Origin of the sequence: Sedimentitalea nanhaiensis DSM 24252 (assembly GCF_000473225.1) — a bacterium.
Classification (GTDB): Bacteria; Pseudomonadota; Alphaproteobacteria; order Rhodobacterales; family Rhodobacteraceae; genus Sedimentitalea; species Sedimentitalea nanhaiensis.
The window spans coordinates 3,162,559-3,185,878 of record NZ_KI421509.1 but is presented as its reverse complement, the minus strand read 5'-3'; the positions used below and the strand labels follow the sequence as shown (position 1 = coordinate 3,185,878).

Genomic DNA, 23,320 nt, shown 5'->3' with positions numbered 1-23,320 from the left:
TCACGGACCGGGTGCGCGCCGTTTGAGGCCACCGCACACCGGGCAATCGGCACGCGATTTCAGCCGGATGGTGCGGGTTTCGCCATAAAGCGCGTCATAGATCAGCATCTGCCCGCGCAGGGGCGATCCGGCCCCGGTGATCAGCTTGATCGCCTCGACCGCCATCATGGTGCCGATCACGCCGGGCAACGGGCCGATCACCCCGGCCTCGGCGCAGGACGGTGCCAGTCCGGGGGCCGGAGCTTCGGGGAAAATGCACTGATAACACGGACCGTCCCGGCCCGGATCGAACACGCTCAGCTGCCCTTCCCATTGCGACAGAGCGCCCGACACCAACGGTTTGCGCGCCGAGACAGCCGCCGCATTGGCCAGATACCGGGTTTCGAAATTGTCCGTGCCGTCCAGAATCACATCGTAATCGGCGAACAGCTCGGTCGCGATCTCTTCGGTCAATCGCCGGTGATAAGGGCGCACATCCACCGCCGGGTTCTGCGCCTGCATCGCCGCCTGGGCCGAAAACACCTTGGGCATGCCGATATCGGCATCTCGGTGAATGACCTGCCGTTGCAGATTGGCGTTCTCCACCGCATCGTCGTCGATCACACCGATGGTCCCGATCCCCGCGGCCGCCAGATATTGCAGCGCCCCGGCCCCCAGCCCGCCTGCCCCGATCACCAGGACGCGAGCCTGTTTCATCCGTTTTTGCCCGGGTCCGCCGATTTCGCGCAGCACGATGTGGCGGGCATACCGGCTCAGTTCGGCCTCGGTGAACGTCCCCGCGGGATTTGGTTCGGGCGCGGGCGTATTTTTTCCGGCGCGTTTGCGCAACACCGACACGCCCCGCCCATACAGCGCCACCATCGCCGCGAACCCACCCAACAACAGCCACAAGGCGGGGGATTGCCCGGTCGCCTCGCGGATCGGATGCCCATCCGGCAACACCAGCTGCATCAGCATCACCACACCAAACAGCACCGCCAGCAGGCTCAGCCGCGCCCCACGCGACACCCCCATCAGCGCGCCCAGCCCCCATAGCAGGGCCGCAAGAAACAGAACCAGCAACATCAGCCGCGCCCGGTCGAGCCAAATCCGCCCGCGCCGCGCGCGGTGTCGCCCAGATCGTCGGTCACCTCAAACCGTGCCTGCACCACCGGGGCCACCACTATCTGCGCGATACGGTCGCCATGCGCGACGACAAACGGGGCCTCACCGGCATTCATCAGAATCACGCCCAACGGCCCGCGATAGTCGCTGTCTATGGTTCCCGGCGCGTTTGGCACGGTAATACCATGTTTCAGCGCCAGCCCGGACCGCGGCCGGATCTGCACCTCGTACCCGGTGGGAATCGCAATCCGCAGCCCGGTCGGAACCAGCGCCCGCGCCCCCGGCGCCAGCGTGATGTCTTGCCGGTCCGGCAGGTTTGCGCGCAGATCCGCCCCCGCCGCGCCGTCGCTTTCATAGCTGGGCAAGGCCACGTTGGTGTCGGCCCCATCCTCATGTTTCATCTGGACGACAACCATGCCGCACACCCCTGTTACTGTCCGGTCAATTCGATGCGCCCAGCGCCTGGGCAATGCGGTCTGCCAGCCGCCGGGCCACCGCGTCCTTGTCCATGCGGGGCCAGGTCTCCGCCCCCTTGTCGCTGATCAGCACCACCGCGTTTTCGCTGCCGCCCATGATTCCGGTTGCCGGGCTGACGTCGTTCGCCACGATCCAGTCACAGCCCTTGCGCAGCCGCTTGGCGGTGGCATTGTCCAACACATCGTCGGTTTCAGCGGCAAAACCGACCACCAGACCGGGGCGCCCCCGGGTCATCCGCGACACCGAGGCCAGAATGTCGGGGTTCTCGGCAAATTCCAGCTTTGGCATGCCGTCGCGGGTCTTTTTCAACTTGCGGTCACTGGCGCTGGCCACGCGCCAATCCGCCACCGCGGCGGCGAATACACCTGCGTCCACTGGCAGCGCATCGTGAACGGCCTCGGCCATCTGCTGCGCGGTCTGAACCCGCACCACCTGCACGCCCTCGGGCGGCGGGACGTCTGCAGGACCGGTGACAAACACCACCTCGGCCCCCAGCCCGGCCAGCGCACGGGCCACCGCCGTGCCCTGCGATCCGGACGAGCGGTTGGCGATATAGCGCACCGGGTCGATCGGCTCGTGCGTCGGCCCCGAAGTGACCAGCACACGCCGCCCCCGCAACGGACCCTCCGCCAGCGCCGCGTCAATTGCCGCGATAATTTCCATCGGTTCGGCCATGCGGCCGGGACCGAATTCGCCGCAGGCCATGGAGCCGTCGTTGGGGCCGACCACGCGAATTCCGTCTGCACGCAATTGCACCAGATTGCGCTGCATCGCCGGGTGTTGCCACATCCGCACGTTCATCGCCGGCGCGATCAGAACCGGAGTGTCGGTTGCCATCAACAGGGTCGAGGCCAGATCGTTGGCCAACCCATTCGCCATCTTGCCCATCAGATCCGCCGTGGCCGGGGCCACCACCACCAGATCGGCACTGCGCGACAGCTGGATGTGGCCCATTTCGGCCTCGTCCCCCAGATCGAACAGGTCGCGGTAAACCTTTTGCCCGGCCAGCCCCGACACGGACAGCGGCGTGACAAATTCCTCGCCCGCGCGGGTCAGCACCGGCGTCACCAATGCGCCGCGATCCTGCAACCGACGGATCAGTTCAAGCGATTTATAGGCGGCAATCCCGCCGCCGATGATCAGCAATATGCGTTTGGATGCTGGCATTTGGCGCTTCCTTTGTCCGGGCCGTCCCGACCATAGGCCCGCGCGCCCCGATCTGCCAGTGCTTATCGGCGCGGTTTCACTCGCTGCCTGTGAACGCCGCGCAGGGATCTTCGCGCGGCACCGGTAGGCTGTCCAATACCACGTCGAATTGCCCTTCGATCTGGCCCTGTTCGGATTGTCCCAGCACAAAGATCTTCGTTCCCGGCCGGACCCTTTCTACATATACCGGAATACCCCAATCGCGCCTCGCATGGCCGTTGCCGGTAATCACCGCTACCGGCCCGCCGGTTTCCTTCAATGCGCGCAATGCCTCGCGCGCCAGAACCGCATCGCGCAGCCGCTGAATACCGACCATTGCGGCCAGGCGATCCTGCGGCATCGCTCCGCAATGGGCCTGCATCTGCAACAGTTCGCGCGCGGCCTGCTGCTCCGGCGGCAGACCGATATTCAGCCCGTACCGCGCCGCATCCGCGCCAAACGCCACGGCCGGACCGGCCTGCATCGCCGCCCGCGCCGCCTGCCTGGGCACCTCGCCACCGTAAAGCCGCGCGTCGGGGGCGGCCTGAAAAATCGGCAGGTACATCGAAAAGTCAGGCCAACGGGAGTCGGCCCATTGCAGCACCTGTTCCAGCTTTTCCGGGTCGCGGATCAGCGTCGCGTTGACCAGGCCTGCCTCTTTTGCGGTCAGCATTTCCCAGACAACGGCCTTGGGCATCAATTCCGCAACGATCCGGGCCTGGATCTCGTGATGGGCGGGATTGTCATGCATCTCGCCCAGGATCACAACCTCTGCTGCCGCGGCCCGGGGCATCAGATCCGGCTGCAAAGAAGCCGCCCTGATCGGGGCGGCCCACAGCGCAACGGATGCGCAAATCAGAAGATATGTCAGTCTCATGCGAGAAACTGTTGCACCTCACACGATTGGGATTCAAGGTTCTTTCGCATCTTCTGGAACGCCACGACCTCAAGCTGGCGCACCCGCTCCTTGGACAGGCCCAGATCGTCCCCCAGGCTGGCCAGCGTCCGTGGCTTTTCGCGCAGCTTGCGCTCGCGCACGATCAGCCGCTCGCGCTCGGTCAGGGTCTGCATCGCTGCCAACAGCCATTCACGCACCTGTCGCCGGTCATGCCGCTCCTCGACCACTTCTGCGGCCTGCGCACGATCATCTTCCAATGCGTCGATCCACTCACGGCCTTCGTCTTCGGTGGACTGGGTTGCGTTCAGCGAAAAATCCGACCCGGACAATCGCCCCTCCATCATCTCGACATCGCGCAACGGCACGCCGATCTCCGACGAGATCAATTGCCGCAACTGGTGCCTGTCCAGCTTTTCACCCTGCGCAGCCGCCTCGCGTTCCAGACGTGCCTGCACCCGCCGCATGTTGAAGAACAACGATTTCTGGCTGCTGGTCGATCCGGTGCGCACCATAGACCAGTTGCGCATCACGTAGTCCTGGATCGACGCCTTGATCCACCAGACCGCATAGGTCGAAAACCGCACCCCCCGGTCCGGATCGAACTTGTCCGCAGCCTTCATCAGCCCCAGCCCGGCCTCCTGGATCAGATCGCTCATCGGCGCACCATAGCGGCGGAATTTGCTGGCCATCGAAATCCCCAGACGCATATAGGCGTTGATCAACCGGTGCAGCGCCGCCTCGTCCCGATGATCGCGCCATGCACAGGCCAGCCTTCGCTCGGTCTCCGCATCCAGAAATTCGGCCTTCATCGCCCGTCGCGACATCGAGTCTCCGGTCGGTGCATCCAACGCCATGTTTCACCTCCAAGGTCAGTGAACGGTATCTGCGGCTTGTCTTGCCTTTATGTGACGATTACGCAGGGTAGCGGAGTTTGGATCAACCAAAGGTAACATATACGTGCACCCAGCAGTCACCCTGGTTCTCGGCGGCGCGGCCTCGGGCAAGTCAGATTTTGCCGAATCCCTCGCCGTGCACTCGGGCAAGGCACGGGTCTATCTGGCCACGGCACAGGCATATGACGCCGAAATGCGCCACAAGATCGACCGCCATATCGCTCGGCGCGGCGCGGGCTGGACCACGGTCGAGGCCCCGCTGGATCTGGCCCCGGCGCTGCAGGGGCTGACCGGCCAACAGGTCTGTCTGCTGGATTGCGCCACCATGTGGCTGAGTAACCAGATGATGGCCGAAACCGATATTGGCACAGCACAGGCCGGGTTCCTGTCCGCGCTCGATGCCTGCCAGGCCCAGGTGATCGTGGTGACAAACGAGGTCGGACAGGGCGTCGTCCCGGACAATGCGCTGGCGCGCCAGTTTCGCGAGGCGCAGGGACGGCTGAACATCGCCCTCGCGACCCTTGCCGACCGGGTGGTGCAGGTCACCGCGGGCCTGCCGCTGGCCCTGAAAGGGAAACTGCAATGACAACGTTCCATTGGGTCCGCCACGGGCCGACACACGAAAAAACCTTTGTCGGCTGGCGCGATGTTCCGGCGGATCTGTCCGACACCGCCCGGATCGCCCGCCTGCACGCTCATCTGCCGTCCACCGCGGTGCTGGTGTCCTCCGACCTGTGCCGTGCCTCGGCCACGGCGGATGCGGTGGCAATGGGGCGTGCCCGCCTGCCCGACGATCCGCATCTGCGCGAGTTCGATTTCGGCGACTGGGATGGCAGGCATTTCTCCGACGTGGCCCAATCGCACCCCGACCTCAGCCGGGCCTATTGGGAAACCCCCGGCGACATCGCCCCGCCCAACGGCGAAAGCTGGAACGCCGCCGCCGCCCGCGTCAATGCCCGCGTCGATGCCCTTTGCGCCGCACACCCGGGTCAGCAGATCATCGCCGTCGCGCATATCGGCGTGATCCTGACGCAGGTGCAGCGCGCCCTTGGCCAACCGGCCAGCGACATCATCGCCCACAAGATCGACAATCTGTCCGTAACCAGCCTGACACGGTCGGAAACCGGCTGGCAGCTCGGGCGCATCAATCATCTGCCGTGATGATGCGGCGCACAAATCGTCGATTTACCGGGGCGCCGCAGCCCGCCTAATCTGCCCGCATGACATACGATCTTTTTATTGGCGACCGGATGTATTCCAGCTGGTCGCTGCGCGGCTGGCTCATGTTCGAGAAATTCAACATCCCCTGCCGCACCCACATGGTCGGCCTTTACACCGGCACCATGGCGCAGGACATGGCCGCCCTCGCGCCGGCCCGGCTGGTGCCCGCCATCCGCACGCCCGAGGGCACGGTGATCGGCGAAAGCCTCGCCATCGCCGAAACCCTGGCCGAGCGTCACCCCGACGCCGGTCTGTGGCCAAAGGATACCGCCGCCCGCGCCACCGCCCGCTGGCTCTGTGCCGAGATGACCGCCGGATTCACCGCCCTGCGCACTGACTGCCCGATGCAGTTTCAGCACTGCTATTGCCGGTTCGATCCACGTCAGCCAGTGCTGGATGACCTTGGCCGTATTGAAACCCTCTGGGCCCATGCCCGTGCTGTGTCTGGCAGCGACACAGGCTGGCTGATGGGGGATTATTCGCTGGCCGATGTGTTCTACACCCCCGTCGCCGCCCGCATCGTCGGCTACGGCCTGCCCGTCAGCGATGCGGCGCAGGCCTATTGCGCCGCCCTGCTGGGCGATGCCGCCGTGCGCGACTGGCGTCGGGCCGCAAAACAGGTTCGCTATGACCCCGAACCCTATGCGCTGGACCTGCCAAAAGCGCCTTGGCCGGATTTTGTCTAGCGGGGCATCGTTAACCATTCCTAAACCCCGCATCCGTTAGCGGTTAACCGGTCGTTTACCGGGTTGGGGGTTCAGATGGTCGCACGGGCCTATACGGTTGCATTCCAGGGGGTCGATGCCCGCCTGGTCGAGGTGCAATGCGCGGTCAGCCCCGGATTGCCTGCCTTTTCCGTGGTCGGATTGCCCGACAAGGCGGTTTCCGAAGCCCGCGACCGGGTGCGCGCGGCACTTGCTTCGATGGCCATCGCCCTGCCATCCAAACGCATCACCATCAACCTGTCGCCCGCGGATCTGCCCAAGGAAGGCAGCCATTTCGATCTGCCCATCGCGCTGGCCCTGCTGGCGGCGCTCGACATCGTGCCCGCCGATGCCACCGAAGGCGTTGTGGCGCTGGGGGAATTATCGCTGGATGGCTCGCTGATACCGGTGCTGGGGGCTTTGCCCGCCGCGATGGCCGCCGCCGAAGCCGAATGCGGCCTGCTCTGCCCGCAGGCCTCGGGGGCCGAGGCCGCCTGGGTCGGGGCCGCCCAGGTCATCGGCGCGCCCAGCCTGGCCGACGTGGTGCGCCATTTCACCGGCCAGTGTCCGATTGTCCCGGCTGAACCGGGCGAGGTCAAATCACCGCCGCTGGACCGCGACCTGCGGGACGTCAAGGGTCAGGAACGCGCCAAGCGCGCCCTTGAAATCGCCGCCGCCGGGCGTCATCACCTGATGCTGGTCGGCGCGCCGGGATCCGGCAAATCCATGCTGGCCGCCCGCATCCCCGGTATTCTGCCGCCTTTGACGGCACCCGAGGCGCTGGAAACCTCGATGATACAGTCCCTGTGCGGCCTGCTCGACGAAGGCGGCATCAACCGCGCCCGCCCGTTCCGCGAACCACACCACACCGCTTCAATGGCCGCAATCGTCGGCGGCGGGCGCAACGCCAAGCCTGGCGAAATCAGCCTGGCGCACAACGGCGTGCTGTTCATGGACGAATTCCCCGAATTCAGCCGCGCCGTCCTGGAAACCCTGCGCCAACCGATCGAGACCGGCGAAATCATGGTCGCCCGCGCCAATGCCCATGTGAAATACCCCTGCAAATTCATGCTGGTGGCGGCGGCTAACCCGTGTAAATGCGGCGATCTCACCGACCCGGCGCGTGCCTGTGCCCGGGTTCCGGCCTGTGGCCAGGATTACATGGGACGCATATCCGGCCCGCTGATGGACCGGTTCGACCTGCGCCTCGAAGTCCCGCCCGTGGCCTTCACCGATCTCGATCTCCCCCCCGCCGGAGACAGTTCGGCAACGGTCGCCGCGCGTGTCGCCGCCGCGCGGCAGGTACAGGCGGACCGGTTCGATGGTGCCGCCGGGCTGCGCCAGAATGCCGATGCCGAAGGTGCAAAGCTCGAAGACATCGCCACCCCCGATGCGGACGGGCGCGATCTGCTGATCCGCGCCGCCGAACGGTTCGGCCTGTCGGCGCGCGGCTATCACCGGGTTCTGCGCGTCGCGCGCACCATTGCCGATCTGGATCACTCGGGCGACGTGCGCCGCCCGCATGTGGCCGAAGCGCTGAGCTTTCGGTTGACCAACGCCGCGTGACCGTCAGCCCCGTTTCGCCTCGATCGCCTGCCAGATCTTTTCGGCCACATTGATCCCGTCAAACCGTTCCAGTTCCTGTATGCCGGTGGGCGAGGTGACATTGATTTCCGTCAGATAGTCGCCAATCACGTCGATGCCGACAAAAATCTGGCCCTTTTCGCGCAACAGCGGCCCGATCCGGGCGCAGATCTCGCGGTCGCGCTCCGACAGCGCAATCTTTTCCGGCCGTCCGCCCACATGCATGTTCGAACGGGTTTCCCCCGCCGCCGGCACCCGGTTGATCGCACCGGTCGCGTCGCCATCCACCAGGATCACCCGCTTGTCGCCATTGCTGACATCGGGCAGGAATTTCTGCACGATCAGCGGCTCGCGCGAAAAGCCGGTGAACAGCTCGTGCAGAGACGTCAGATTGCGGTCGTTGGCGTCCAGCCGGAACACCCCGGCACCGCCATTGCCATACAACGGCTTCAGGATGATGTCGCCATGTTTGGCCTTGAACGCCTTGATCGTGTCCAGATCGCGCGCCACCGTGGTCGGCGGTGTCAGGTCCGGAAAATCCAGCACCAGCAGCTTTTCGGGGTAATTGCGCACCCAGAACGGGTCGTTCACCACCATGGTCGTGGCCTTCAGCCGATCCAGCAGATGGGTCGAGGTGATGTAATGCATGTCGAACGGCGGGTCCTGGCGCAGCCAGACCACATCGAACTCGGCCAGATCGACCTCGCGCGGCGCGCCCAGAATCGCCGGGTTGCCCGCGATCCGCTGCACCGTCATATCCTGTCCGCGCGCGGTGATCCGGCCCTCCTGATAGGCCAGCCGGTCCGGGCCGTAGAAAAACAGCTCGTGCCCGCGCGCCTGTGCTTCTTCAGCCAGCCGGAAACTGCTGTCGGCGTCGATATCCACGTCCCCGATCGGGTCCATCTGAAAGGCGATCTTCATGGCACAGGCTCCTGTTCTGCCCCTCGTACATGGCGCAGCCGGTCACAGGGTTCAATCCCGATCAGCCGTGGCCAAATGCGTTTTCGATGATTTCAAACGCACCGCTGGCATCCACCAGCGCCACGTCGAACCGCATCGGGGTCAACTGCCCCATCGGCTCGCTCTCCAGGAAATCTAGCGCCGAGGCATAGATCCGCGCCATCTGCCGGCGGCCGAGCCGCTCCGCCGCGGCGTCACGGGTGTGGCTTTTCTTGACTTCGACAAAGACGACCTCGCCGCCATCCCGCACGATCAGGTCGATCTCACCGCCCGCACCCCGCCAGCGGCGGCAGGCCACAACATGACCGCGCCGTTCATAATCCTGCGCGATCTGCAATTCCGCCGCCGCGCCCCCGTAATGGGCCATCTGTCCCCGGCTTGTCGAATCGGCCATGTCACTCCCTGGTCAGGTTCAGCGCCATCTGATAGGCCTTGCGCCTGGGAATGCCGTGAATACCCGACACCATATCGGCGGCATCGCGTACCGAATGATCCACCAGCGCGGCCCTCAGATCCTGTTCTATGTCCGAATCCTTAACAACCACCGAACCGGCACGATCCACCACCAGAACGATCTCGCCCCGCACCTTGCCGTCGGTCAGCTCCTCGGTCAGGCTGGCCAGAGTGCCGCGCCGGATCTCCTCGAATTTCTTCGTCAGCTCCCGGCACAGCGCGGCAGGACGGTCGCCGCCCAGAACCTGCACCATGTCCGACAGGCTGGCCGCAACCCGTTTCGGTGATTCGTAGAATACCAGCGTACCGGGGACCTCTCTCAGCACCTCCAGCCGCGCCTTGCGGGCCGCGGTGGCATTGGGCAGGAACCCGGCAAAGAAAAACGCATCCGTCGGCAACCCGGCCAGCGTCAGCGCCGTCAACACCGCCGAAGCGCCGGGCGCGGCGGTCACGAGATGGCCCGCCGCACTGGCATCCCGGCTCAGGTCGTACCCCGGATCGGCGATCAGCGGCATTCCCGCCTCGGACGCGTAAGCCACCGATTGGCCCTGCTCCAGCGCTGCCAAAAGCCGTGTACGCGCGCCCTGGCCACTGTGATCGTGATAGGACAGCAACGGCCGTCCCTCCAGCGGGACGCCGTGTATGTCCATCAGGTGACGCAGGCTGCGGGTGTCTTCGGCGGCGATCACATCCGCCGAGGCCAACACATCCAGCGCCCGCAAAGTGATGTCGCGCGCCGTGCCGATCGGAGTCGCGACAAAATATAGCCCGGGGGCCAATCTGACCTTTTGATGATTCAACGCTGGACCCGCCCTTGCTGACGTTTATTATCCCGGATCGACAAAGCAGCGGCACCAAGCCGCCGGAAAAGGGAGCTGCCATCTCATGTTTGCCGTTTTTTCCACGCCCCGCAAGGTGGCCCTGTATTTCATGGCGCTTGTGTCGCTGTTGGTCCTGTCCGCCTGCGATACCCTGCCCGGCGGGGGGGGGCCGACGATCAACACCAACGCCCCGGTGCCCGTGGCGCTGTTGGTGCCGCGCAGTTCGGCCCAGTCCGGCGATTCGGTGCTGGCGCAAAGCCTCGAGAACGCGGCGCGCCTCGCCATCGCCGATCTGGGCGGCACCGTACAGATCGACCTGCGGGTCTATGATACCGGCGGCAACGCCTCCACCGCAGCCGCGCAGGCGACACAGGCGGTGAACGATGGGGCCCGGATCATTCTGGGACCGGTCTATGCCGAATCCGCCAATGCGGTCGGGCTGGCGGTGCGCGGCCAGAACGTCAATGTGCTGTCGTTTTCCAACAACGCCTCGATTGCCGGCGGCAACGTCTTTGTGCTCGGGCCGACCTTTGACAACTCTGCCGAGCGGCTGACCCAGTTCGCCGCCCGCCAGGGCAAGCGGAGCATCGTTCTGGTGCATGGCACGGACCTGTCCGGACAGTTGGGGGCCGCCGCCATTCAGCGTGCGATCAGCGGAAGTTCGGCACGATTGGCAGGCACCGTCGCCTACGATCTGTCGCAACAGGCGGTCATCGGTGCCGTTCCGCGCATCAAGAGCGCAGTCGAAAGTTCCGGCGCCGATTCGATTTTCCTGACCTCGACCACCGCCGGTGCGCTGCCGCTTTTCACCCAATTGCTGCCCGAATCGGGCGTCTCGCCAGCCACGACCCAGTATATCGGCCTGACCCGCTGGGATATTCCATCCCAGACTCTGGCTTTGCCCGGCGCGCAAGGCGGCTGGTTCGCTCTGCCTGATCCCTCCAGGTCGCAACAGTTCGTGTCCCGCTACTCCGCCGCCTACGGCGCCGCTCCGCATCCGATCGGGGGGCTGGCCTATGACGGGATTGCCGCCATCGGTGCGCTGGTCGGGGCCGGCAAATCCGATGCGCTGACCGGCGCGGCCCTGACACAGGGTGCGGGATTTCAGGGCGTTAACGGCATCTTCCGGCTGCGCCCGGACGGCACCAATCAACGGGGGTTGGCCGTGGCCACGATCCAGAACAAACAGGTGGTTGTGATTGACCCTGCCCCAACAAGCTTCAGCGGCGCCGGTTTCTGATCCGGATGGCACGGATCGGTTCCGGCCCATCGCGCCGGGTCCGTTGATCTGCGAGCAGACAGCGATCTTTGACGCCGATGCCGTCCAGGCGCGTATCTCCGAGGCCGCCACGGTCGCGCCGGACAACCAGCACCTGCGCGCTGCGGTGGTGGACATCCTGCTGGACGTGCAGAAGGCCGGGCGCAGCGCCATCGCCGCCGCCTTTGCCGAAGATCCGTTTGCCGCGCGCCCTTTGACGCGCTCCTATACCTATCTGACCGACGGGCTGGTCATGACGGCCCTGCAGGTCGCCAGCACCCGGCTGCACCCGCGCCCCAACCCGACCGCCGGCGAACATATCGCCGTCATCGCCGTGGGCGGCTATGGCCGGGGCGAAATGGCCCCGTTTTCGGATGTCGATCTGCTGTTTCTGACGCCCTACAAGATCACCCCTTGGGCCGAAAGCGTCATCGAATCGATGCTGTATATGCTGTGGGATCTCAAACTGAAGGTCGGGCACTCCAGCCGGACGATCAAGGACTGCATCCGCCTGGGCAGAGAAGATTTCACCATCCGCACGGCGATGCTGGAACACCGTTTTCTGACCGGCCATGCCCCGCTGGCCGAAAAGCTGGACGCGCGGCTGAAATCCGATCTGTTCTCGGGCACCGGGCGCGATTTCATCGAGGCCAAGCTTGACGAGCGCGACGCCCGGCACCTGAAACAGGGCCAACGCTATATGGTCGAGCCCAACGTCAAGGAAGGCAAAGGCGGGCTGCGCGATCTGCAATCCCTGTTCTGGATCGCGAAATACATCCATGGCGTCCAGACCGCCGCGGAACTCGTCCCGCTGGGGGTGTTTCGCCCGGAAGAATTCGCCAAATTTGTCACCGCCGAGGATTTCCTGTGGGCCGTCCGCTCGCATCTGCACCTGATCACCAAGCGGGCAACCGAACAGCTGACCTTTGACATGCAGGTCGAGGTTGCCGACCGCATGGGCTATCGCGATCTGGCCGGGCGGCGCGGCGTCGAGATCTTCATGCAGGACTATTTCCGCCAGGCCACCGCCGTTGGCGACCTGACCCGCATTTTCCTGACCAAGCTGGAAGCGGATCACCTGAAATCCGAACCGCTGCTGGAACGTATCTTTCGCCGCCGCCGCAAGGTGCGCCCCGGCTATGTGGTGATCAACAATCGTGTTGGCATCAAGGATCCGGCCGATTTTCTGCAGGACGGTCTGAATCTGTTACAGCTGTTCGACGAAGGCCTGCGCACGGGAATGCTGATCCATCCCGACGCAATGCGGCTGGTGACCGCCAATCTGCACCTGATCGACGATGCCCTGCGCAACAGCCGCGAGGCACAGAAGCTGTTTCTGGGGTTGCTGCTGAAACACGGCAACCCGGAACGCGCCCTGCGCCGGATGAACGAGCTGGGGGTGCTGGCCGCCTTTGTTCCCGAATTCGAACCCATCGTGGCGATGATGCAGTTCAACATGTACCACAGCTATACGGTGGACGAGCATACGATCCAGTGCATCGCCACCCTGGCGCAGATCGAAAAGGGCGAGCTGATCGAGGAGCTGCCCGTTGCATCGGCCATCCTTGAGCGGGGCATCAACCGCCGGATTCTGTATGTCGCCCTGCTGCTGCACGACATCGGCAAGGGCCGCCCCGAAGATCACTCGATCCTGGGGGCCCAGATCACCCGCAAAGTCGCCCCCCGGCTGGGCTTGTCCAAAGCCGATTCCGAAACCGCCGAATGGCTGGTGCGCTATCACCTGCTGATGTCGGATATGGCGCAGAAACGCGACATTGCCGACCCGCGCACGGTGCGCGATTTCGCCAAGGCGGTGAAAACGGTCAAGCGCCTGGATCTGCTGACGGTGATGACGGTCTGCGATATTCGCGGCGTCGGCCCCAATGTCTGGAACAACTGGAAGGCCGCCCTGCTGCGCGCGCTCTATCGCCAGACGCGACGGGCGCTGGATGACGGGATGGAGGTTCTCAACCGCGAAAATCGCGGTGCCGAAGCCAAAAAGACCCTGCGCGACGCCTTGCCCGACTGGCCCAAATCCGCGCTCAAAACCGAAACCGCACGCCACTATCCGCCCTATTGGCAGGGCCTGCACGTCACCGCCCATATCGATTTTGCCCATATGCTGCGCGAAATCGAAGACCCCGAACGGGCCGGCGATATCATCGTCCGCATGCACCCGGACGAAGACCGCGACGCCACCCGCGCCTGTTTCGTGATGGCCGACCATCCGGGCATCTTTGCCCGCCTTGCCGGGGCGCTGGCGCTGGTCGGGGCCAATGTGGTCGATGCGCGCAGCTATACGACCAAGGATGGTTATGTGACCGATGCCTTCTGGATCCAGGACAGCGAAGGCCACCCCTACGAGGCCGACCGCCTGCCCCGCCTGACCAAGATGATCCACAAGACGCTCAATGGCGAGGTGATCGCCCGCGACGCCCTGATCAGCCGGGACAAGATCAAGAAACGCGAAAAGGCGTTCAACGTCCCGACCCATATCAGCTTTGACAATGAAGGATCGGAAATCTACACGATCATCGAGGTCGACACCCGCGACCGCCCCGGCCTGCTGTACGATCTGGCGCGCACCCTTGCGGCGGCAAATGTCTATATCGCCAATGCCGTGATCGCGACCTATGGCGAACAGGTGGTCGATACCTTTTACGTCAAGGACATGTTCGGGTTGAAATACCACGCCGAATCCAAACAACGTTCTCTCGAAACCAAGCTGCGCACGGCCATCGACGAAGGCGCTCAGCGCGCCGAGGGGCCAAAACCCTGAGCCCCCGCGCGATGGCTCTGCACCCCTCTCCGGACCTATCGCGCGGCGGACACACTGTGCGGTGCAGGGCCTCATGTCCCTTTCCACGGATGCGCGAACCCGCTAAGCGTGCCGCAGCATTCCCAGCATAAGGCCCGGCCAATCGTGACCGTCCCAAATTTCGCGGCAGGCGCATGAAACCGATCCGGTTGATGTCCGGCTTTCTCACCGTCGGGGTCTGGACCCTGCTCAGCCGGGTGCTGGGCTTTGTGCGCGACATCCTGATTGCCGGCTGGCTGGGCACCGGGCCGGTGGCCGAAGCGTTTCTGATCGCCTTCAGCCTGCCCAACATGTTTCGCCGCTTCTTTGCCGAGGGCGCGTTCAACACCGCCTTCATCCCGTTGTTTTCCAAGAAACTGGAAACCGCCGACGCGCCGGAGAAATTTGCCAACGACGCCTTTGCCGCGCTGGGAACCCTGCTGATCGGGTTCACCCTGGTGGCGCAGGTGTTCATGCCGTGGCTGGTGCTGGCGATGGCCAGCGGATTTGTCGGCGACGCGCGGTTCGATCTGGCGGTCTTCTTCGGCCGTATCGCCTTTCCCTATATCCTGTTCATTTCACTGGCCGCACTGCTGTCCGGCGTGCTGAACGCCACCGGGCGCTTTGCCGCCGCCGCCGCCGCACCGGTGTTGCTCAATATCATTCTGATCGGCGCGATGCTGCTGGCGGAATCCGGTGTCCTGGGCGGGATGATGCAGGTCGAGACCGGCAGCGGCGCGGCCCGCACCGGGCTGCATCATGGCACCGTTCTGGTCTGGGGCGTGCTGATCGCAGGGGTGGCCCAACTGGCCCTGTTGTGGGCCGCCGCCGCCCGTTCGGGGTATCGCATCCGCCTGCAATCGCCGCGCCTGACCCCGGATCTGAAACGTCTCGCGATGATCGCGCTGCCCGCGATGCTGGCGGGCGGCGTGGTACAGATCAACCTGCTGGTGGGGCGTCAGGTCGCCAGCTTCTATGACGGTGCCATCGCCTGGCTGTCCTATGCCGACCGGCTTTATCAACTGCCCCTGGGCGTGGTCGGCATCGCGGTGGGAGTGGTCCTGCTGCCGGATCTGTCGCGCCGCCTGGCCGCGCGAGACGACGACGGCGCGCGTCATGCGCTCAGCCGCGCGGGCGAGGTCTCGCTGGCGCTGACCGTCCCGTCGGCCGTGGCGCTGGTGGTCATCCCGCTGCCGTTGATCTCGGTGCTGTTTCAACGCGGCGCGTTTGACGCCACAGACAGCGCCGCAACGGCGCTTGCGGTGGCCATCTACGGGCTGGGTCTGCCTGCCTTTGTGCTGCAAAAAGTGCTGCAACCGCTGTATTTTGCCCGCGAAGATACCCGAACCCCGTTCCGCTTTGCGGTTGTTTCAATGGTCGTCAATATCGTCGTTGCGGTCACTATGGCCTATCTGGTTGGCTATTTAGGCGCCGCCATCGGCACCACCGTCGCGGCCTGGACCATGGTGGTGCAACTGGCGCGCGGCACCTCGGGCATGGGCATCGTCGCGCGGTTCGATGACCGGTTCCGCACCCGCTTGTGGCGCATCTGTGCGGCGTCCGCGATCATGGGCGCGACCCTGTGGCTCGTCGCATGGGCGCTGGCCCCCGCACTGATCACGCCGGGCTGGCGGTATCTGGCGCTGGCCGCCCTAGTCGCTGTCGGCATCATGGTCTATTTCGGCGCGGGACAGATCATCGGCGCGTTCCGCCTGACCGAGTTTCGGGGGGCCGCGCGCCGCCGCCGCTGATCCCGGTTCAATCGTGCCGGATACGCCCGCGTATCCGCGCCCAGCCCCCGGGCGAGACAAAGAATGAGAGACCGAACCCGGTGACAAACCCCGCAAGGTCCGCCACCCAGTCGTTATCCGCCCCGAACAGCAGCCCGAAGATCAGCTGGATCCCCATCAGGAAACTGATCAGCGTAAAGGCACGCGACTGGTTCGCCCCCACCCGCGACAACGACCGCCACAGCATATAGGTAAACGCCCCGATCAGCCCATAGACGGGCGGAAAGCCCCCGATCAGCGGGACCGGATCGTTCAGAACCAGCGCATAGGCCAGGGCACCGCCAATGCCCGACAGCACAAAGATCAACAGAAACGCCAGATTGCCAAATACCTCGGCCACCATCTTTCCCATCGCCAGCAGGAACACCCCGACAAACAGCGCATGGGTAAAGGTTGCATGCACAAACGGATAGCTGACAAACCGGAATACATGCTCCAGCGGCCAGCGGTTGGTCTCGATCATCCAGTCAAAGATCTGCGATGAAAACGCATAGGACTGAATCGCCTCCAGCCGCCAGCCCACCGCCACCGGCCCGCCGATCATCCCGCGCGCGCCCAGTTGAAACACCACCTCGATGGCCATGATGATCAGAAATAGCGCCGCCACCACCGGCGGCAGCGGATTCACCGCCGGAATGCTGTCTTCATTGCTCATCTGCCCGGTCTCCTTGCGGCCTGGTGTCGGTGCCTGTTGACGCCCCTTGGCCCCATGGGTAAGCGAGGCGGACCGATATTTCCAGCCGGGAGTTGCCACCATGTCCACCACCCCCTTCACGCCCCGCGTGTTTTCGGGCATCCAGCCATCGGGCGACCTGCACCTGGGCAATTACCTGGGGGCGCTCAAACGCTTTGCCGATGCCCAGAACCAGGGCGTCGAATCGATCTATTGCATGGTCGACCTGCATGCGATCACGGTCTGGCAAGACCCCCAGGCGCTGCGCCACAGCACCCGCGAGCTCTGCGCCGGGTTCATCGCCAGCGGCATCGACCCGCAGAAATCCGTCCTGATCAACCAAAGCCAGGTGCCCGAGCACGCGCAATTGGCCTGGGTGTTCAACTGTGTCGCGCGTATGGGGTGGATGAACCGCATGACCCAGTTCAAGGACAAGGCCGGCAAAAACGCCGAAAAGGCCAGCCTGGGCCTGTATGCCTATCCGTCGCTGATGGCCGCCGATATTCTGGTCTATCACGCCACCCATGTCCCGGTGGGCGAGGATCAGAAACAGCACCTGGAACTGACCCGCGACATCGCCACCAAGTTCAACCACGATTACGGCGTCGACTTCTTTCCGCTGACCGAACCGGTGATCGAAGGCACCGCCACCCGGGTCATGAGCCTGCGCGACGGGCTGAAAAAGATGAGCAAATCCGACCCCTCGGACATGAGCCGCATCAACCTGACCGATGACGCCGACACCATCGCCAAAAAAATCCGCAAGGCCAAGACCGACCCCGAGCCCCTGCCCGACACTTTCGAAGAGCTCAAGGACCGCCCCGAGGCCCGCAATCTGGTCAATATCTACGCGGCGCTGGCCGATTGTACCGAAGCCGAGGTGCTGGCAACCTATGGCGGCAAACAGTTCGGCACCTTCAAACCGGCGCTGGCCGATCTGGCGGTGGCGCGCATGTCGCCGATCTCGCAGGAAATGGCCCGGTTGATGAACGATCCCGCCGAAATCGACCGTATCCTGACCACCGGCGCACAGCGCGCCCGCGAGATCACCGCGCCGATCCTGCGCAAGACCTATGACATTGTCGGCATGGTCGGCCCCACGGTCTGATTGACGCGCGCCCTGTGCATCAGCGCAGGCCTGTTGCGCGATGCCGGGGCTGTCATGAGGGCCGGTTTCCTCCCATATCGACGGGGAAAGGATGTTGCCATGCCCCCTGTTCTGCCTGCCGAAACCCGTATCGGCCACGTTCACCTCAAGGTCGCGGACCTGGACCGCGCCATTGCCTTTTACGGCGGTGTTCTGGGCTTTGAGGTCATCCAGAGATACGGTCCCCAGGCCGCCTTTCTGGGCGCCGGCGGCTATCACCATCACATCGGGCTGAACACCTGGGAAAGCGCTGGCCGCACGCCGCCGCCGCCGGGACACACCGGCCTCTATCACACCGCCTTCCTGTTTCCCGACCGCGCGGCGCTGGCTGCGGTGCTAAAGCGGGTTCTGGACGCGGGCATCCAACTGGACGGTGCCGCCGATCATGGCGTCAGCGAGGCGATCTATCTGCGCGACCCCGACCAGAACGGTGTCGAACTCTACCGCGACCGCCCCCATGCGGACTGGCCCCGCGATGCGCAGGGCAATCTGGCCATGAGCAACGCCCCGCTGGACATAAAGGCGCTGCTGGCCGAGGCCTGATCTGCCAAGACACCCGCTGAACGAAAAGGGCATGCCTGGAATCTTTGCTGGCCGCGCATGCGGACGAAGCCGACGATCGCGTTCTTGTCGTCGGGCGATTGTTCGAGATGCATCATCGGCTCGACCGTTCAGCCGGGAAGCCCGTCGATCCTTTCGATGAAGGCCAGGCCGTTGTCCCAGTTCGCGCGACTGGAACAGCAGATATGCGCGTTGGCCCGTATGTCGATCCGGCTGTCAAGCGATCCTGCTGGCACCACAAGCAAACCAACCTCCGGCTGGGAAACTGGCAGCGCGGACCCGCAGTCGGAGCAAAAGCTCTTCACGTGGCGTGACCCGGAGAGCCGGAACGTCTTGATGTTTTCCTCGCCTGACACCCAGGTGATTCTGGCAGTGGACGAAAACAGGTTTGCCGAATGGGCCGAACCGCTGTCCTTGCGGCAGCGGGCGCAGTGGCACAGGAAAAAGCTCTCGAACTCTCCCGATATGCGGAATTTCACAGCGCCACAAAGGCATTGTCCGGTGGCCGGATTGTCGTCCATTCACACTCCTCTCGACAGGCAAGCCCCCCTGCTGCCGGTCGAACGCATTTTTAGTGACCCGTTGTATCCGCCTGTTGAATCAAGGTCAAAAGAGGCCCCAAGCGGACCCTGGCAGATCCGATGGTTCAGGACGTTGGACAAAATAAAACGCCCCGGATCTCTCCGGGGCGTTCTTTCTGTCAGGTCAGGGCATCGCGCGCTCAGTCGCGCTCTTCAACGATCTCGACCATATGCGAGATGCTGTTGACCATACCGCGCACGCTGGGGGTGTCTTCCAGCTCGCGGGTCTTGTGCATCTTGTTCAGGCCCAGGCCGATCAGCGTTGCACGCTGTTTGGCGGGGCGGCGGATCGGGCTACCGATCTGCTTGACGACGATGGTTTTTGCCATGTTCCCGGCTCCTTACGCTTCGGCGGCTTCGGCCACGGGCGCGTCGTCGCGCTTGGGCAGAATGTCAGCCACTTTTTTGCCACGACGCTGTGCAACCGAACGGGGGCTGGATTCCTTGCGCAGCCCGTCCATGGTGGCACGGATCATGTTATAGGGGTTCTGGCTGCCGATCGACTTGGACACGACGTCCTTGATGCCCAGCATTTCGAACACGGCCCGCATCGGACCACCGGCGATGATCCCGGTGCCTTCAGGCGCGGTGCGCATCACCACCCGACCGGCGCCGTGACGACCTTCCATGTCGTGGTGCAGGGTGCGGCCTTCGCGCAGTTGAACGCGGATCATCTGGCGCTTGGCCTGCTCGGTGGCCTTGCGAATGGCCTCGGGGACCTCTTTCGCCTTGCCCTTGCCAAAGCCGACACGGCCTTTCTGGTCGCCTACGACGACCAGCGCGGCAAAGCCGAAACGCTTACCGCCCTTGACGGTTTTGGAAACGCGGTTGATCGCAACCAGACGATCTGCGAATTCCGGAGTCTCGTCGCGCTGATTGCGGCGACCGCCACGTTGATTTGGTTCTCTGGCCATGCAGGCCTCCTGTTTTGCGGTGCCCGGCACCTTTGTCTCAACCCAGGTGAGCGCAAAGGCTCCCGGATCATCGAGGCGGCCCCGTTAAGAGCCGCCTGCAAGTCTCAGATCTTCAGACCACCCTCGCGGGCGGCGTCGGCCAATGCCTTGACCTTGCCGTGGAACAGAAAACCGCCACGGTCGAAATAGGCTTCTTCAACACCGGCCTTCTTGGCACGCTCGGCAATCGCCGCGCCCACCTTGGTGGCAGCTTCGATGTTGTTCTTGCCGACAACGCCCAGATCTTTTTCCAACGTCGATGCGGCCGCCAGAGTGACGCCATTCACATCGTCGATCAGCTGGACGCTGATGTTCTTGTTGCTGCGGTGCACCGACAGACGCGGACGTCCGGCGTTGACTTTGCGCAGCTTGTTCCGAACGCGCAGGCGGCGCTTCAGAAACAGGGTTCTTTTGCTGTTTGCCATATCCTGGGTCCTTACTTCTTCTTGCCTTCTTTGCGGAAGATGAACTCGCCCTTATAGCGGATGCCTTTGCCCTTATAGGGCTCGGGCTTGCGCCATGCGCGAATGTTCGCGGCAACCTGACCGACCAGTTGTTCGTCAGTGCCTTCCACAATGATTTCGGTCTGCTTGGGCGCGGTTACGGTCACACCTTCCGGTGCGGTGTAATCCACGTCATGGGACAGGCCCAGGTTCAGCTTCAGCGTGTTGCCCTGCATGGACGCACGATAACCCACACCCTGGATCTCCAGCTCTTTCTTAAAGCCGGTGGTCACACCGGTCACCAGATTGGCAACCATGGTGCGCGACATGCCCCACTGCTGACGCGCGCGCTTTGAGCTGCCGCGCGGCGAGATGGTGATGACGTTATCCTCAATGGAAAAGGTCACATCGTCGGTGGCATGAAAGCTGCGCGAGCCTTTCGGCCCTTTGACTTCGATGGTCTGACCCGACACAGAGGCGGTAACGCCGCTGGGCAGCTCGACCGGTTTCTTACCAATACGAGACATCAGGCTCTCCTTAGAATACGGTGCAAAGCACTTCGCCGCCAACATTGGCATTGCGTGCGGCTGCATCCGACATCACACCCTTGGGGGTAGAGACAATCGACACACCCAGGCCCTGACGGACAACGGGGATGTCATTGACGCCCATATAGACGCGGCGACCGGGTTTGCTGACCCGTTTCAGTTCACGAATGACAGGTTCGCCATCGTAATACTTGAGGCTGATCTCGATGGCCGGATGGCCGTCGGCACCGGTGGTTTTCTCGTAGCCGCGGATATAGCCTTCGTCCGCCAGCACGTCCAGAACCCAGGCCCGCAGCTTGGACGCCGGGGTGAATACAGTGGACTTGCCGCGCAGGGACGAGTTGCGGATCCGGGTGAGCATGTCTGCGATAGGATCGTTCATATCAGTCTCTCCCTTACCAGCTCGATTTCACCATGCCGGGGATTTGGCCAGCAGAGCCAAGATCCCGCAGCGCGATCCGCGAAATTTTCAGTTTACGATAATACGCATGCGGACGACCGGTCAGTTGGCACCGGTTGTGCAGACGCGTTGCCGAGCTGTTGCGCGGCAGTTTCGCCAGTTTCAGACGCGCTTTGAAACGCTCTTCCATCGGCTTCGTGTCGTCATTCGCGATCTCTTTCAGCTCGGCACGCTTGGCGGCGTATTTCTTCACCAGCGCTTCCCGCTTCTTTTCGCGTTCGATCATTGCTTTCTTAGCCATGTCTAATCCTTCCCGCGCTTATGAATTGAAGGGCATGTTGAATGCTTTCAACAGCGCCTTGGCTTCAGCGTCGGTTCTCGCTGTGGTGGCGATGATGATGTCCATCCCCCAGTTTTCGTCGACCTTGTCGAAATCGATCTCGGGGAACACGATGTGCTCCTTCAGGCCCATGGCATAGTTGCCGCGGCCATCGAACGATTTGCCCGACACACCGCGAAAGTCGCGGATACGGGGCATGGCAATGGTGATCAGACGATCAAGGAATTCATACATCCGGTCGCCGCGCAATGTGACCTTGGCCCCCAGAGGCATCTCTTCGCGGACCCGAAAGCCGGCGATCGATTTCTTGGCGATCGTGGTCACGGCATGTTGCCCGGCGATGGTCGTCAGGTCCTGCTGCGCCGACTTGGCTTTCTTGCTGTCACGAACAGCTTCGGCACCACATCCGATGTTCAGGACAATCTTGTCCAGACGCGGGATCTGCATGTCGTTCTTGTACCCGAACTCTTCTTTCAGAATCGCCTTGATGCGCTCTGCATAGTCGGTCTTCAGACGCGGGGTGTAGTTCGCAGTATCAAGCATCGATCACGTCCCCCGTGGTTTTGGCAAAGCGCACTTTCTTCTCGCCTTCGACCTTGAAACCCACGCGGGTGGGTTTGCCGTTGGCATCCAGCAGCGCCAGATTGCTCAGCTGGATCGGCATCGCCTTGGGGATGCGACCGCCCTGATTGTTCTGGCTCTGACGGGTGGCGCGGATGGCGATGTTCACACCATCGACGACGGCTTTTCCGGCTTTGGGATCAACAGAGGCGATGGTGCCTTCCTTGCCCTTGTCCTTGCCGGCCAGCACGACGACCTTGTCGCCTTTGCGGAGTTTTGCAGCCATGGTTACAGCACCTCCGGAGCGAGCGAGATGATTTTCATAAAGTTCTTGGCGCGCAGCTCGCGAACAACCGGGCCAAAGATACGTGTACCAATGGGCTCGTTGTTGTTGTTCAGGATGACAGCGGCGTTGCGATCGAAACGGATCGCGGTGCCGTCTTCGCGACGGACTTCCTTAGCGGTGCGCACGACGACTGCCTTGCGGACGTCGCCTTTTTTCACGCGACCGCGTGGGATGGCTTCCTTGACCGAGACGACAATGATGTCGCCGACGGATGCGTATTTACGCTTGGAACCACCCAGGACCTTGATGCACTGAACACGGCGGGCGCCGCTGTTGTCAGCTACATCCAGATTGGTCTGCATCTGGATCATGTGGTTTCTCCCGACCTTTGGGGACTGATGGTCTGCCCCAGGGTTTCGTTAAACTGTCAGGTCTGTCGGCTTACGCCTCCAGAACCTCCCAGCGTTTCGTTTTCGAGCGCGGCGCGCATTCGATGATGCGGACGGCGTCGCCGACCTTGTAGGCGTTCTTCTCATCGTGCGCCCGGTACTTCTTGGACTTACGAATGGTCTTTTTCAGAACCGGGTGCGTGAAACGGCGTTCCACGGAAACGGTCACTGTCTGTGCGTTGGCGTCGCTGGTCACGGTGCCGGAAAGAATTCGCTTGGGCATCTGTCAGGCT

29 protein-coding genes are annotated in these 23,320 nt (G+C 63.5%); 9 read left to right on the top strand and 20 right to left on the bottom strand.

Annotation, left to right across the window (positions count from 1 at the left end):
* The 5 genes from NANH_RS0117480 to NANH_RS0117460 form a co-directional block, all read right to left on the bottom strand.
* Window positions 1–1,065: a HesA/MoeB/ThiF family protein gene (locus NANH_RS0117480; RefSeq protein WP_027263222.1), complete on the bottom strand. Its 1,065-nt coding sequence runs from the start codon at window positions 1,063–1,065 to the stop codon at window positions 1–3.
* Window positions 1,065–1,520 carry a dUTP diphosphatase gene (dut, locus tag NANH_RS0117475; RefSeq protein ID WP_027263221.1) on the bottom strand — a complete coding sequence of 152 codons (456 nt, stop codon included), beginning with the start codon at window positions 1,518–1,520 and terminating at the stop codon, window positions 1,065–1,067. The genes NANH_RS0117480 and dut overlap by 1 nt, the downstream gene beginning before the upstream one ends.
* A 25-nt stretch (window positions 1,521–1,545) precedes the next feature.
* Window positions 1,546–2,748 carry a bifunctional phosphopantothenoylcysteine decarboxylase/phosphopantothenate--cysteine ligase CoaBC gene (gene coaBC / locus NANH_RS0117470; RefSeq protein ID WP_027263220.1) on the bottom strand — a complete coding sequence of 401 codons (1,203 nt, stop codon included), beginning with the start codon at window positions 2,746–2,748 and terminating at the stop codon, window positions 1,546–1,548.
* A gap of 76 nt (window positions 2,749–2,824) precedes the next feature.
* Complete coding sequence (locus NANH_RS0117465) at window positions 2,825–3,643, bottom strand: ChaN family lipoprotein (protein ID WP_036049998.1); 819 nt, start codon at window positions 3,641–3,643, stop codon at window positions 2,825–2,827.
* Complete coding sequence (locus tag NANH_RS0117460; protein WP_027263218.1) at window positions 3,640–4,518, bottom strand: RNA polymerase factor sigma-32; 879 nt, start codon at window positions 4,516–4,518, stop codon at window positions 3,640–3,642. Before NANH_RS0117460 ends, NANH_RS0117465 begins: the two co-directional genes overlap by 4 nt.
* A 103-nt stretch (window positions 4,519–4,621) precedes the next feature.
* Between NANH_RS0117460 and cobU the strand changes: the two genes are divergently transcribed.
* The 4 genes from cobU (at window position 4,622) to NANH_RS0117440 (ending at window position 8,048) form a co-directional block, all read left to right on the top strand.
* Entirely contained in the window at window positions 4,622–5,143 is a 522-nt protein-coding gene (gene cobU, locus NANH_RS0117455) for a bifunctional adenosylcobinamide kinase/adenosylcobinamide-phosphate guanylyltransferase (protein ID WP_027263217.1), read from the top strand.
* Window positions 5,140–5,718 (top strand): histidine phosphatase family protein, encoded by a 579-nt coding sequence (locus NANH_RS0117450; RefSeq protein ID WP_027263216.1) that lies wholly within the window; start codon window positions 5,140–5,142, stop codon window positions 5,716–5,718. The genes cobU and NANH_RS0117450 overlap by 4 nt, the downstream gene beginning before the upstream one ends.
* Window positions 5,719–5,777: 59 nt before the next feature.
* On the top strand, window positions 5,778–6,464 hold the full coding sequence (locus NANH_RS0117445) for a glutathione S-transferase (protein ID WP_027263215.1): 687 nt from the start codon (window positions 5,778–5,780) through the stop codon (window positions 6,462–6,464).
* A gap of 75 nt (window positions 6,465–6,539) precedes the next feature.
* On the top strand, window positions 6,540–8,048 hold the full coding sequence (locus NANH_RS0117440) for a YifB family Mg chelatase-like AAA ATPase (protein WP_027263214.1): 1,509 nt from the start codon (window positions 6,540–6,542) through the stop codon (window positions 8,046–8,048).
* A 3-nt stretch (window positions 8,049–8,051) separates the two neighbouring features.
* On the opposite strand, the gene gshB is transcribed toward NANH_RS0117440, so the two are convergent.
* The 3 genes from gshB to rsmI all read right to left on the bottom strand — a co-directional run bounded on the left by gshB (window position 8,052) and on the right by rsmI (window position 10,279).
* Window positions 8,052–8,987: a glutathione synthase gene (gshB, locus tag NANH_RS0117435; protein WP_027263213.1), complete on the bottom strand. Its 936-nt coding sequence runs from the start codon at window positions 8,985–8,987 to the stop codon at window positions 8,052–8,054.
* 61 nt (window positions 8,988–9,048) lie between these two features.
* Window positions 9,049–9,420: a YraN family protein gene (locus NANH_RS0117430; protein WP_027263212.1), complete on the bottom strand. Its 372-nt coding sequence runs from the start codon at window positions 9,418–9,420 to the stop codon at window positions 9,049–9,051.
* A 1-nt stretch (window position 9,421) separates the two neighbouring features.
* Window positions 9,422–10,279: a 16S rRNA (cytidine(1402)-2'-O)-methyltransferase gene (gene rsmI / locus NANH_RS0117425; protein ID WP_027263211.1), complete on the bottom strand. Its 858-nt coding sequence runs from the start codon at window positions 10,277–10,279 to the stop codon at window positions 9,422–9,424.
* A gap of 85 nt (window positions 10,280–10,364) precedes the next feature.
* Between rsmI and NANH_RS0117420 the strand changes: the two genes are divergently transcribed.
* The 3 genes from NANH_RS0117420 to murJ all read left to right on the top strand — a co-directional run bounded on the left by NANH_RS0117420 (window position 10,365) and on the right by murJ (window position 16,106).
* On the top strand, window positions 10,365–11,540 hold the full coding sequence (locus NANH_RS0117420) for a penicillin-binding protein activator (protein WP_027263210.1): 1,176 nt from the start codon (window positions 10,365–10,367) through the stop codon (window positions 11,538–11,540).
* The gene (locus NANH_RS0117415) at window positions 11,500–14,337 is read left to right on the top strand and encodes a [protein-PII] uridylyltransferase (RefSeq protein WP_027263209.1); all 2,838 of its coding nucleotides are present in this window, start codon (window positions 11,500–11,502) and stop codon (window positions 14,335–14,337) included. Before NANH_RS0117420 ends, NANH_RS0117415 begins: the two co-directional genes overlap by 41 nt.
* A 173-nt stretch (window positions 14,338–14,510) precedes the next feature.
* Entirely contained in the window at window positions 14,511–16,106 is a 1,596-nt protein-coding gene (gene murJ, locus NANH_RS0117410; protein WP_027263208.1) for a murein biosynthesis integral membrane protein MurJ, read from the top strand.
* Between the two features lie 7 nt (window positions 16,107–16,113).
* Here the strand turns inward: murJ and NANH_RS0117405 are convergent, their stop codons facing one another.
* On the bottom strand, window positions 16,114–16,800 hold the full coding sequence (locus NANH_RS0117405; protein WP_027263207.1) for a rhomboid family intramembrane serine protease: 687 nt from the start codon (window positions 16,798–16,800) through the stop codon (window positions 16,114–16,116).
* A gap of 100 nt (window positions 16,801–16,900) precedes the next feature.
* Between NANH_RS0117405 and trpS the strand changes: the two genes are divergently transcribed.
* Together trpS and NANH_RS0117395 are read left to right on the top strand one after the other, a co-directional pair.
* Window positions 16,901–17,926 (top strand): tryptophan--tRNA ligase, encoded by a 1,026-nt coding sequence (trpS, locus tag NANH_RS0117400; protein ID WP_027263206.1) that lies wholly within the window; start codon window positions 16,901–16,903, stop codon window positions 17,924–17,926.
* Window positions 17,927–18,025: 99 nt separating this feature from the next.
* The gene (locus NANH_RS0117395; RefSeq protein WP_027263205.1) at window positions 18,026–18,508 is read left to right on the top strand and encodes a VOC family protein; all 483 of its coding nucleotides are present in this window, start codon (window positions 18,026–18,028) and stop codon (window positions 18,506–18,508) included.
* Between the two features lie 128 nt (window positions 18,509–18,636).
* Here NANH_RS0117395 and NANH_RS0117390 read toward each other — a convergent pair whose 3' ends face one another.
* The 11 genes from NANH_RS0117390 to rpsQ all read right to left on the bottom strand — a co-directional run bounded on the left by NANH_RS0117390 (window position 18,637) and on the right by rpsQ (window position 23,310).
* A complete protein-coding gene (locus NANH_RS0117390; protein WP_027263204.1) occupies window positions 18,637–19,047 on the bottom strand; it encodes a GFA family protein in 411 nt (136 codons plus the stop codon).
* A 200-nt stretch (window positions 19,048–19,247) separates the two neighbouring features.
* Window positions 19,248–19,436, bottom strand: a complete 189-nt coding sequence (rpmD, locus tag NANH_RS0117385; RefSeq protein WP_027263203.1) for a 50S ribosomal protein L30 — start codon at window positions 19,434–19,436, stop codon at window positions 19,248–19,250.
* 12 nt (window positions 19,437–19,448) lie between these two features.
* A complete protein-coding gene (gene rpsE, locus NANH_RS0117380) occupies window positions 19,449–20,021 on the bottom strand; it encodes a 30S ribosomal protein S5 (RefSeq protein WP_027263202.1) in 573 nt (190 codons plus the stop codon).
* Window positions 20,022–20,125: 104 nt separating this feature from the next.
* Complete coding sequence (gene rplR, locus NANH_RS0117375; RefSeq protein WP_027263201.1) at window positions 20,126–20,485, bottom strand: 50S ribosomal protein L18; 360 nt, start codon at window positions 20,483–20,485, stop codon at window positions 20,126–20,128.
* Window positions 20,486–20,496: 11 nt separating this feature from the next.
* Window positions 20,497–21,030 (bottom strand): 50S ribosomal protein L6, encoded by a 534-nt coding sequence (gene rplF, locus NANH_RS0117370; RefSeq protein ID WP_027263200.1) that lies wholly within the window; start codon window positions 21,028–21,030, stop codon window positions 20,497–20,499.
* A gap of 10 nt (window positions 21,031–21,040) precedes the next feature.
* Window positions 21,041–21,433: a 30S ribosomal protein S8 gene (rpsH, locus tag NANH_RS0117365; RefSeq protein WP_027263199.1), complete on the bottom strand. Its 393-nt coding sequence runs from the start codon at window positions 21,431–21,433 to the stop codon at window positions 21,041–21,043.
* A gap of 13 nt (window positions 21,434–21,446) precedes the next feature.
* Window positions 21,447–21,752, bottom strand: a complete 306-nt coding sequence (gene rpsN, locus NANH_RS0117360) for a 30S ribosomal protein S14 (protein WP_027263198.1) — start codon at window positions 21,750–21,752, stop codon at window positions 21,447–21,449.
* Between the two features lie 18 nt (window positions 21,753–21,770).
* Window positions 21,771–22,334, bottom strand: a complete 564-nt coding sequence (gene rplE, locus NANH_RS0117355; protein ID WP_036049995.1) for a 50S ribosomal protein L5 — start codon at window positions 22,332–22,334, stop codon at window positions 21,771–21,773.
* A complete protein-coding gene (gene rplX / locus NANH_RS0117350; protein ID WP_027263196.1) occupies window positions 22,327–22,638 on the bottom strand; it encodes a 50S ribosomal protein L24 in 312 nt (103 codons plus the stop codon). The genes rplE and rplX overlap by 8 nt, the downstream gene beginning before the upstream one ends.
* A 2-nt stretch (window positions 22,639–22,640) precedes the next feature.
* Window positions 22,641–23,009, bottom strand: coding sequence for a 50S ribosomal protein L14 (gene rplN, locus NANH_RS0117345; protein ID WP_011567679.1), 369 nt, complete (start codon window positions 23,007–23,009; stop codon window positions 22,641–22,643).
* Window positions 23,010–23,079: 70 nt separating this feature from the next.
* Window positions 23,080–23,310 carry a 30S ribosomal protein S17 gene (gene rpsQ, locus NANH_RS0117340; RefSeq protein ID WP_027263195.1) on the bottom strand — a complete coding sequence of 77 codons (231 nt, stop codon included), beginning with the start codon at window positions 23,308–23,310 and terminating at the stop codon, window positions 23,080–23,082.
* Window positions 23,311–23,320 lie beyond the last annotated feature (10 nt).

What these genes read in the sequence shown, in the direction of transcription:
- NANH_RS0117405 (WP_027263207.1), bottom strand. Translation starts at nt 16,800, where the DNA reads ATGAGCAATGAAGACAGCATTCCGGCGGTGAATCCGCTGCCGCCGGTG.
- dut (WP_027263221.1), bottom strand. Translation starts at nt 1,520, where the DNA reads ATGGTTGTCGTCCAGATGAAACATGAGGATGGGGCCGACACCAACGTG.
- NANH_RS0117440 (WP_027263214.1), top strand. Translation starts at nt 6,540, where the DNA reads ATGGTCGCACGGGCCTATACGGTTGCATTCCAGGGGGTCGATGCCCGC.
- coaBC (WP_027263220.1), bottom strand. Translation starts at nt 2,748, where the DNA reads ATGCCAGCATCCAAACGCATATTGCTGATCATCGGCGGCGGGATTGCC.
- NANH_RS0117430 (WP_027263212.1), bottom strand. Translation starts at nt 9,420, where the DNA reads ATGGCCGATTCGACAAGCCGGGGACAGATGGCCCATTACGGGGGCGCG.
- NANH_RS0117450 (WP_027263216.1), top strand. Translation starts at nt 5,140, where the DNA reads ATGACAACGTTCCATTGGGTCCGCCACGGGCCGACACACGAAAAAACC.
- NANH_RS0117445 (WP_027263215.1), top strand. Translation starts at nt 5,778, where the DNA reads ATGACATACGATCTTTTTATTGGCGACCGGATGTATTCCAGCTGGTCG.
- rplR (WP_027263201.1), bottom strand. Translation starts at nt 20,485, where the DNA reads ATGGCAAACAGCAAAAGAACCCTGTTTCTGAAGCGCCGCCTGCGCGTT.
- rpsH (WP_027263199.1), bottom strand. Translation starts at nt 21,433, where the DNA reads ATGAACGATCCTATCGCAGACATGCTCACCCGGATCCGCAACTCGTCC.
- NANH_RS0117465 (WP_036049998.1), bottom strand. Translation starts at nt 3,643, where the DNA reads ATGAGACTGACATATCTTCTGATTTGCGCATCCGTTGCGCTGTGGGCC.
- gshB (WP_027263213.1), bottom strand. Translation starts at nt 8,987, where the DNA reads ATGAAGATCGCCTTTCAGATGGACCCGATCGGGGACGTGGATATCGAC.
- rplE (WP_036049995.1), bottom strand. Translation starts at nt 22,334, where the DNA reads ATGCTTGATACTGCGAACTACACCCCGCGTCTGAAGACCGACTATGCA.
- rplF (WP_027263200.1), bottom strand. Translation starts at nt 21,030, where the DNA reads ATGTCTCGTATTGGTAAGAAACCGGTCGAGCTGCCCAGCGGCGTTACC.
- NANH_RS0117395 (WP_027263205.1), top strand. Translation starts at nt 18,026, where the DNA reads ATGCCCCCTGTTCTGCCTGCCGAAACCCGTATCGGCCACGTTCACCTC.
- NANH_RS0117480 (WP_027263222.1), bottom strand. Translation starts at nt 1,065, where the DNA reads ATGTTGCTGGTTCTGTTTCTTGCGGCCCTGCTATGGGGGCTGGGCGCG.
- rplX (WP_027263196.1), bottom strand. Translation starts at nt 22,638, where the DNA reads ATGGCTGCAAAACTCCGCAAAGGCGACAAGGTCGTCGTGCTGGCCGGC.
- NANH_RS0117390 (WP_027263204.1), bottom strand. Translation starts at nt 19,047, where the DNA reads ATGGACGACAATCCGGCCACCGGACAATGCCTTTGTGGCGCTGTGAAA.
- rpsE (WP_027263202.1), bottom strand. Translation starts at nt 20,021, where the DNA reads ATGGCCAGAGAACCAAATCAACGTGGCGGTCGCCGCAATCAGCGCGAC.
- rpsQ (WP_027263195.1), bottom strand. Translation starts at nt 23,310, where the DNA reads ATGCCCAAGCGAATTCTTTCCGGCACCGTGACCAGCGACGCCAACGCA.
- murJ (WP_027263208.1), top strand. Translation starts at nt 14,511, where the DNA reads ATGAAACCGATCCGGTTGATGTCCGGCTTTCTCACCGTCGGGGTCTGG.
- NANH_RS0117460 (WP_027263218.1), bottom strand. Translation starts at nt 4,518, where the DNA reads ATGGCGTTGGATGCACCGACCGGAGACTCGATGTCGCGACGGGCGATG.
- rplN (WP_011567679.1), bottom strand. Translation starts at nt 23,009, where the DNA reads ATGATCCAGATGCAGACCAATCTGGATGTAGCTGACAACAGCGGCGCC.
- rpmD (WP_027263203.1), bottom strand. Translation starts at nt 19,436, where the DNA reads ATGGCAAAAACCATCGTCGTCAAGCAGATCGGTAGCCCGATCCGCCGC.
- NANH_RS0117420 (WP_027263210.1), top strand. Translation starts at nt 10,365, where the DNA reads ATGTTTGCCGTTTTTTCCACGCCCCGCAAGGTGGCCCTGTATTTCATG.
- rpsN (WP_027263198.1), bottom strand. Translation starts at nt 21,752, where the DNA reads ATGGCTAAGAAAGCAATGATCGAACGCGAAAAGAAGCGGGAAGCGCTG.
- trpS (WP_027263206.1), top strand. Translation starts at nt 16,901, where the DNA reads ATGTCCACCACCCCCTTCACGCCCCGCGTGTTTTCGGGCATCCAGCCA.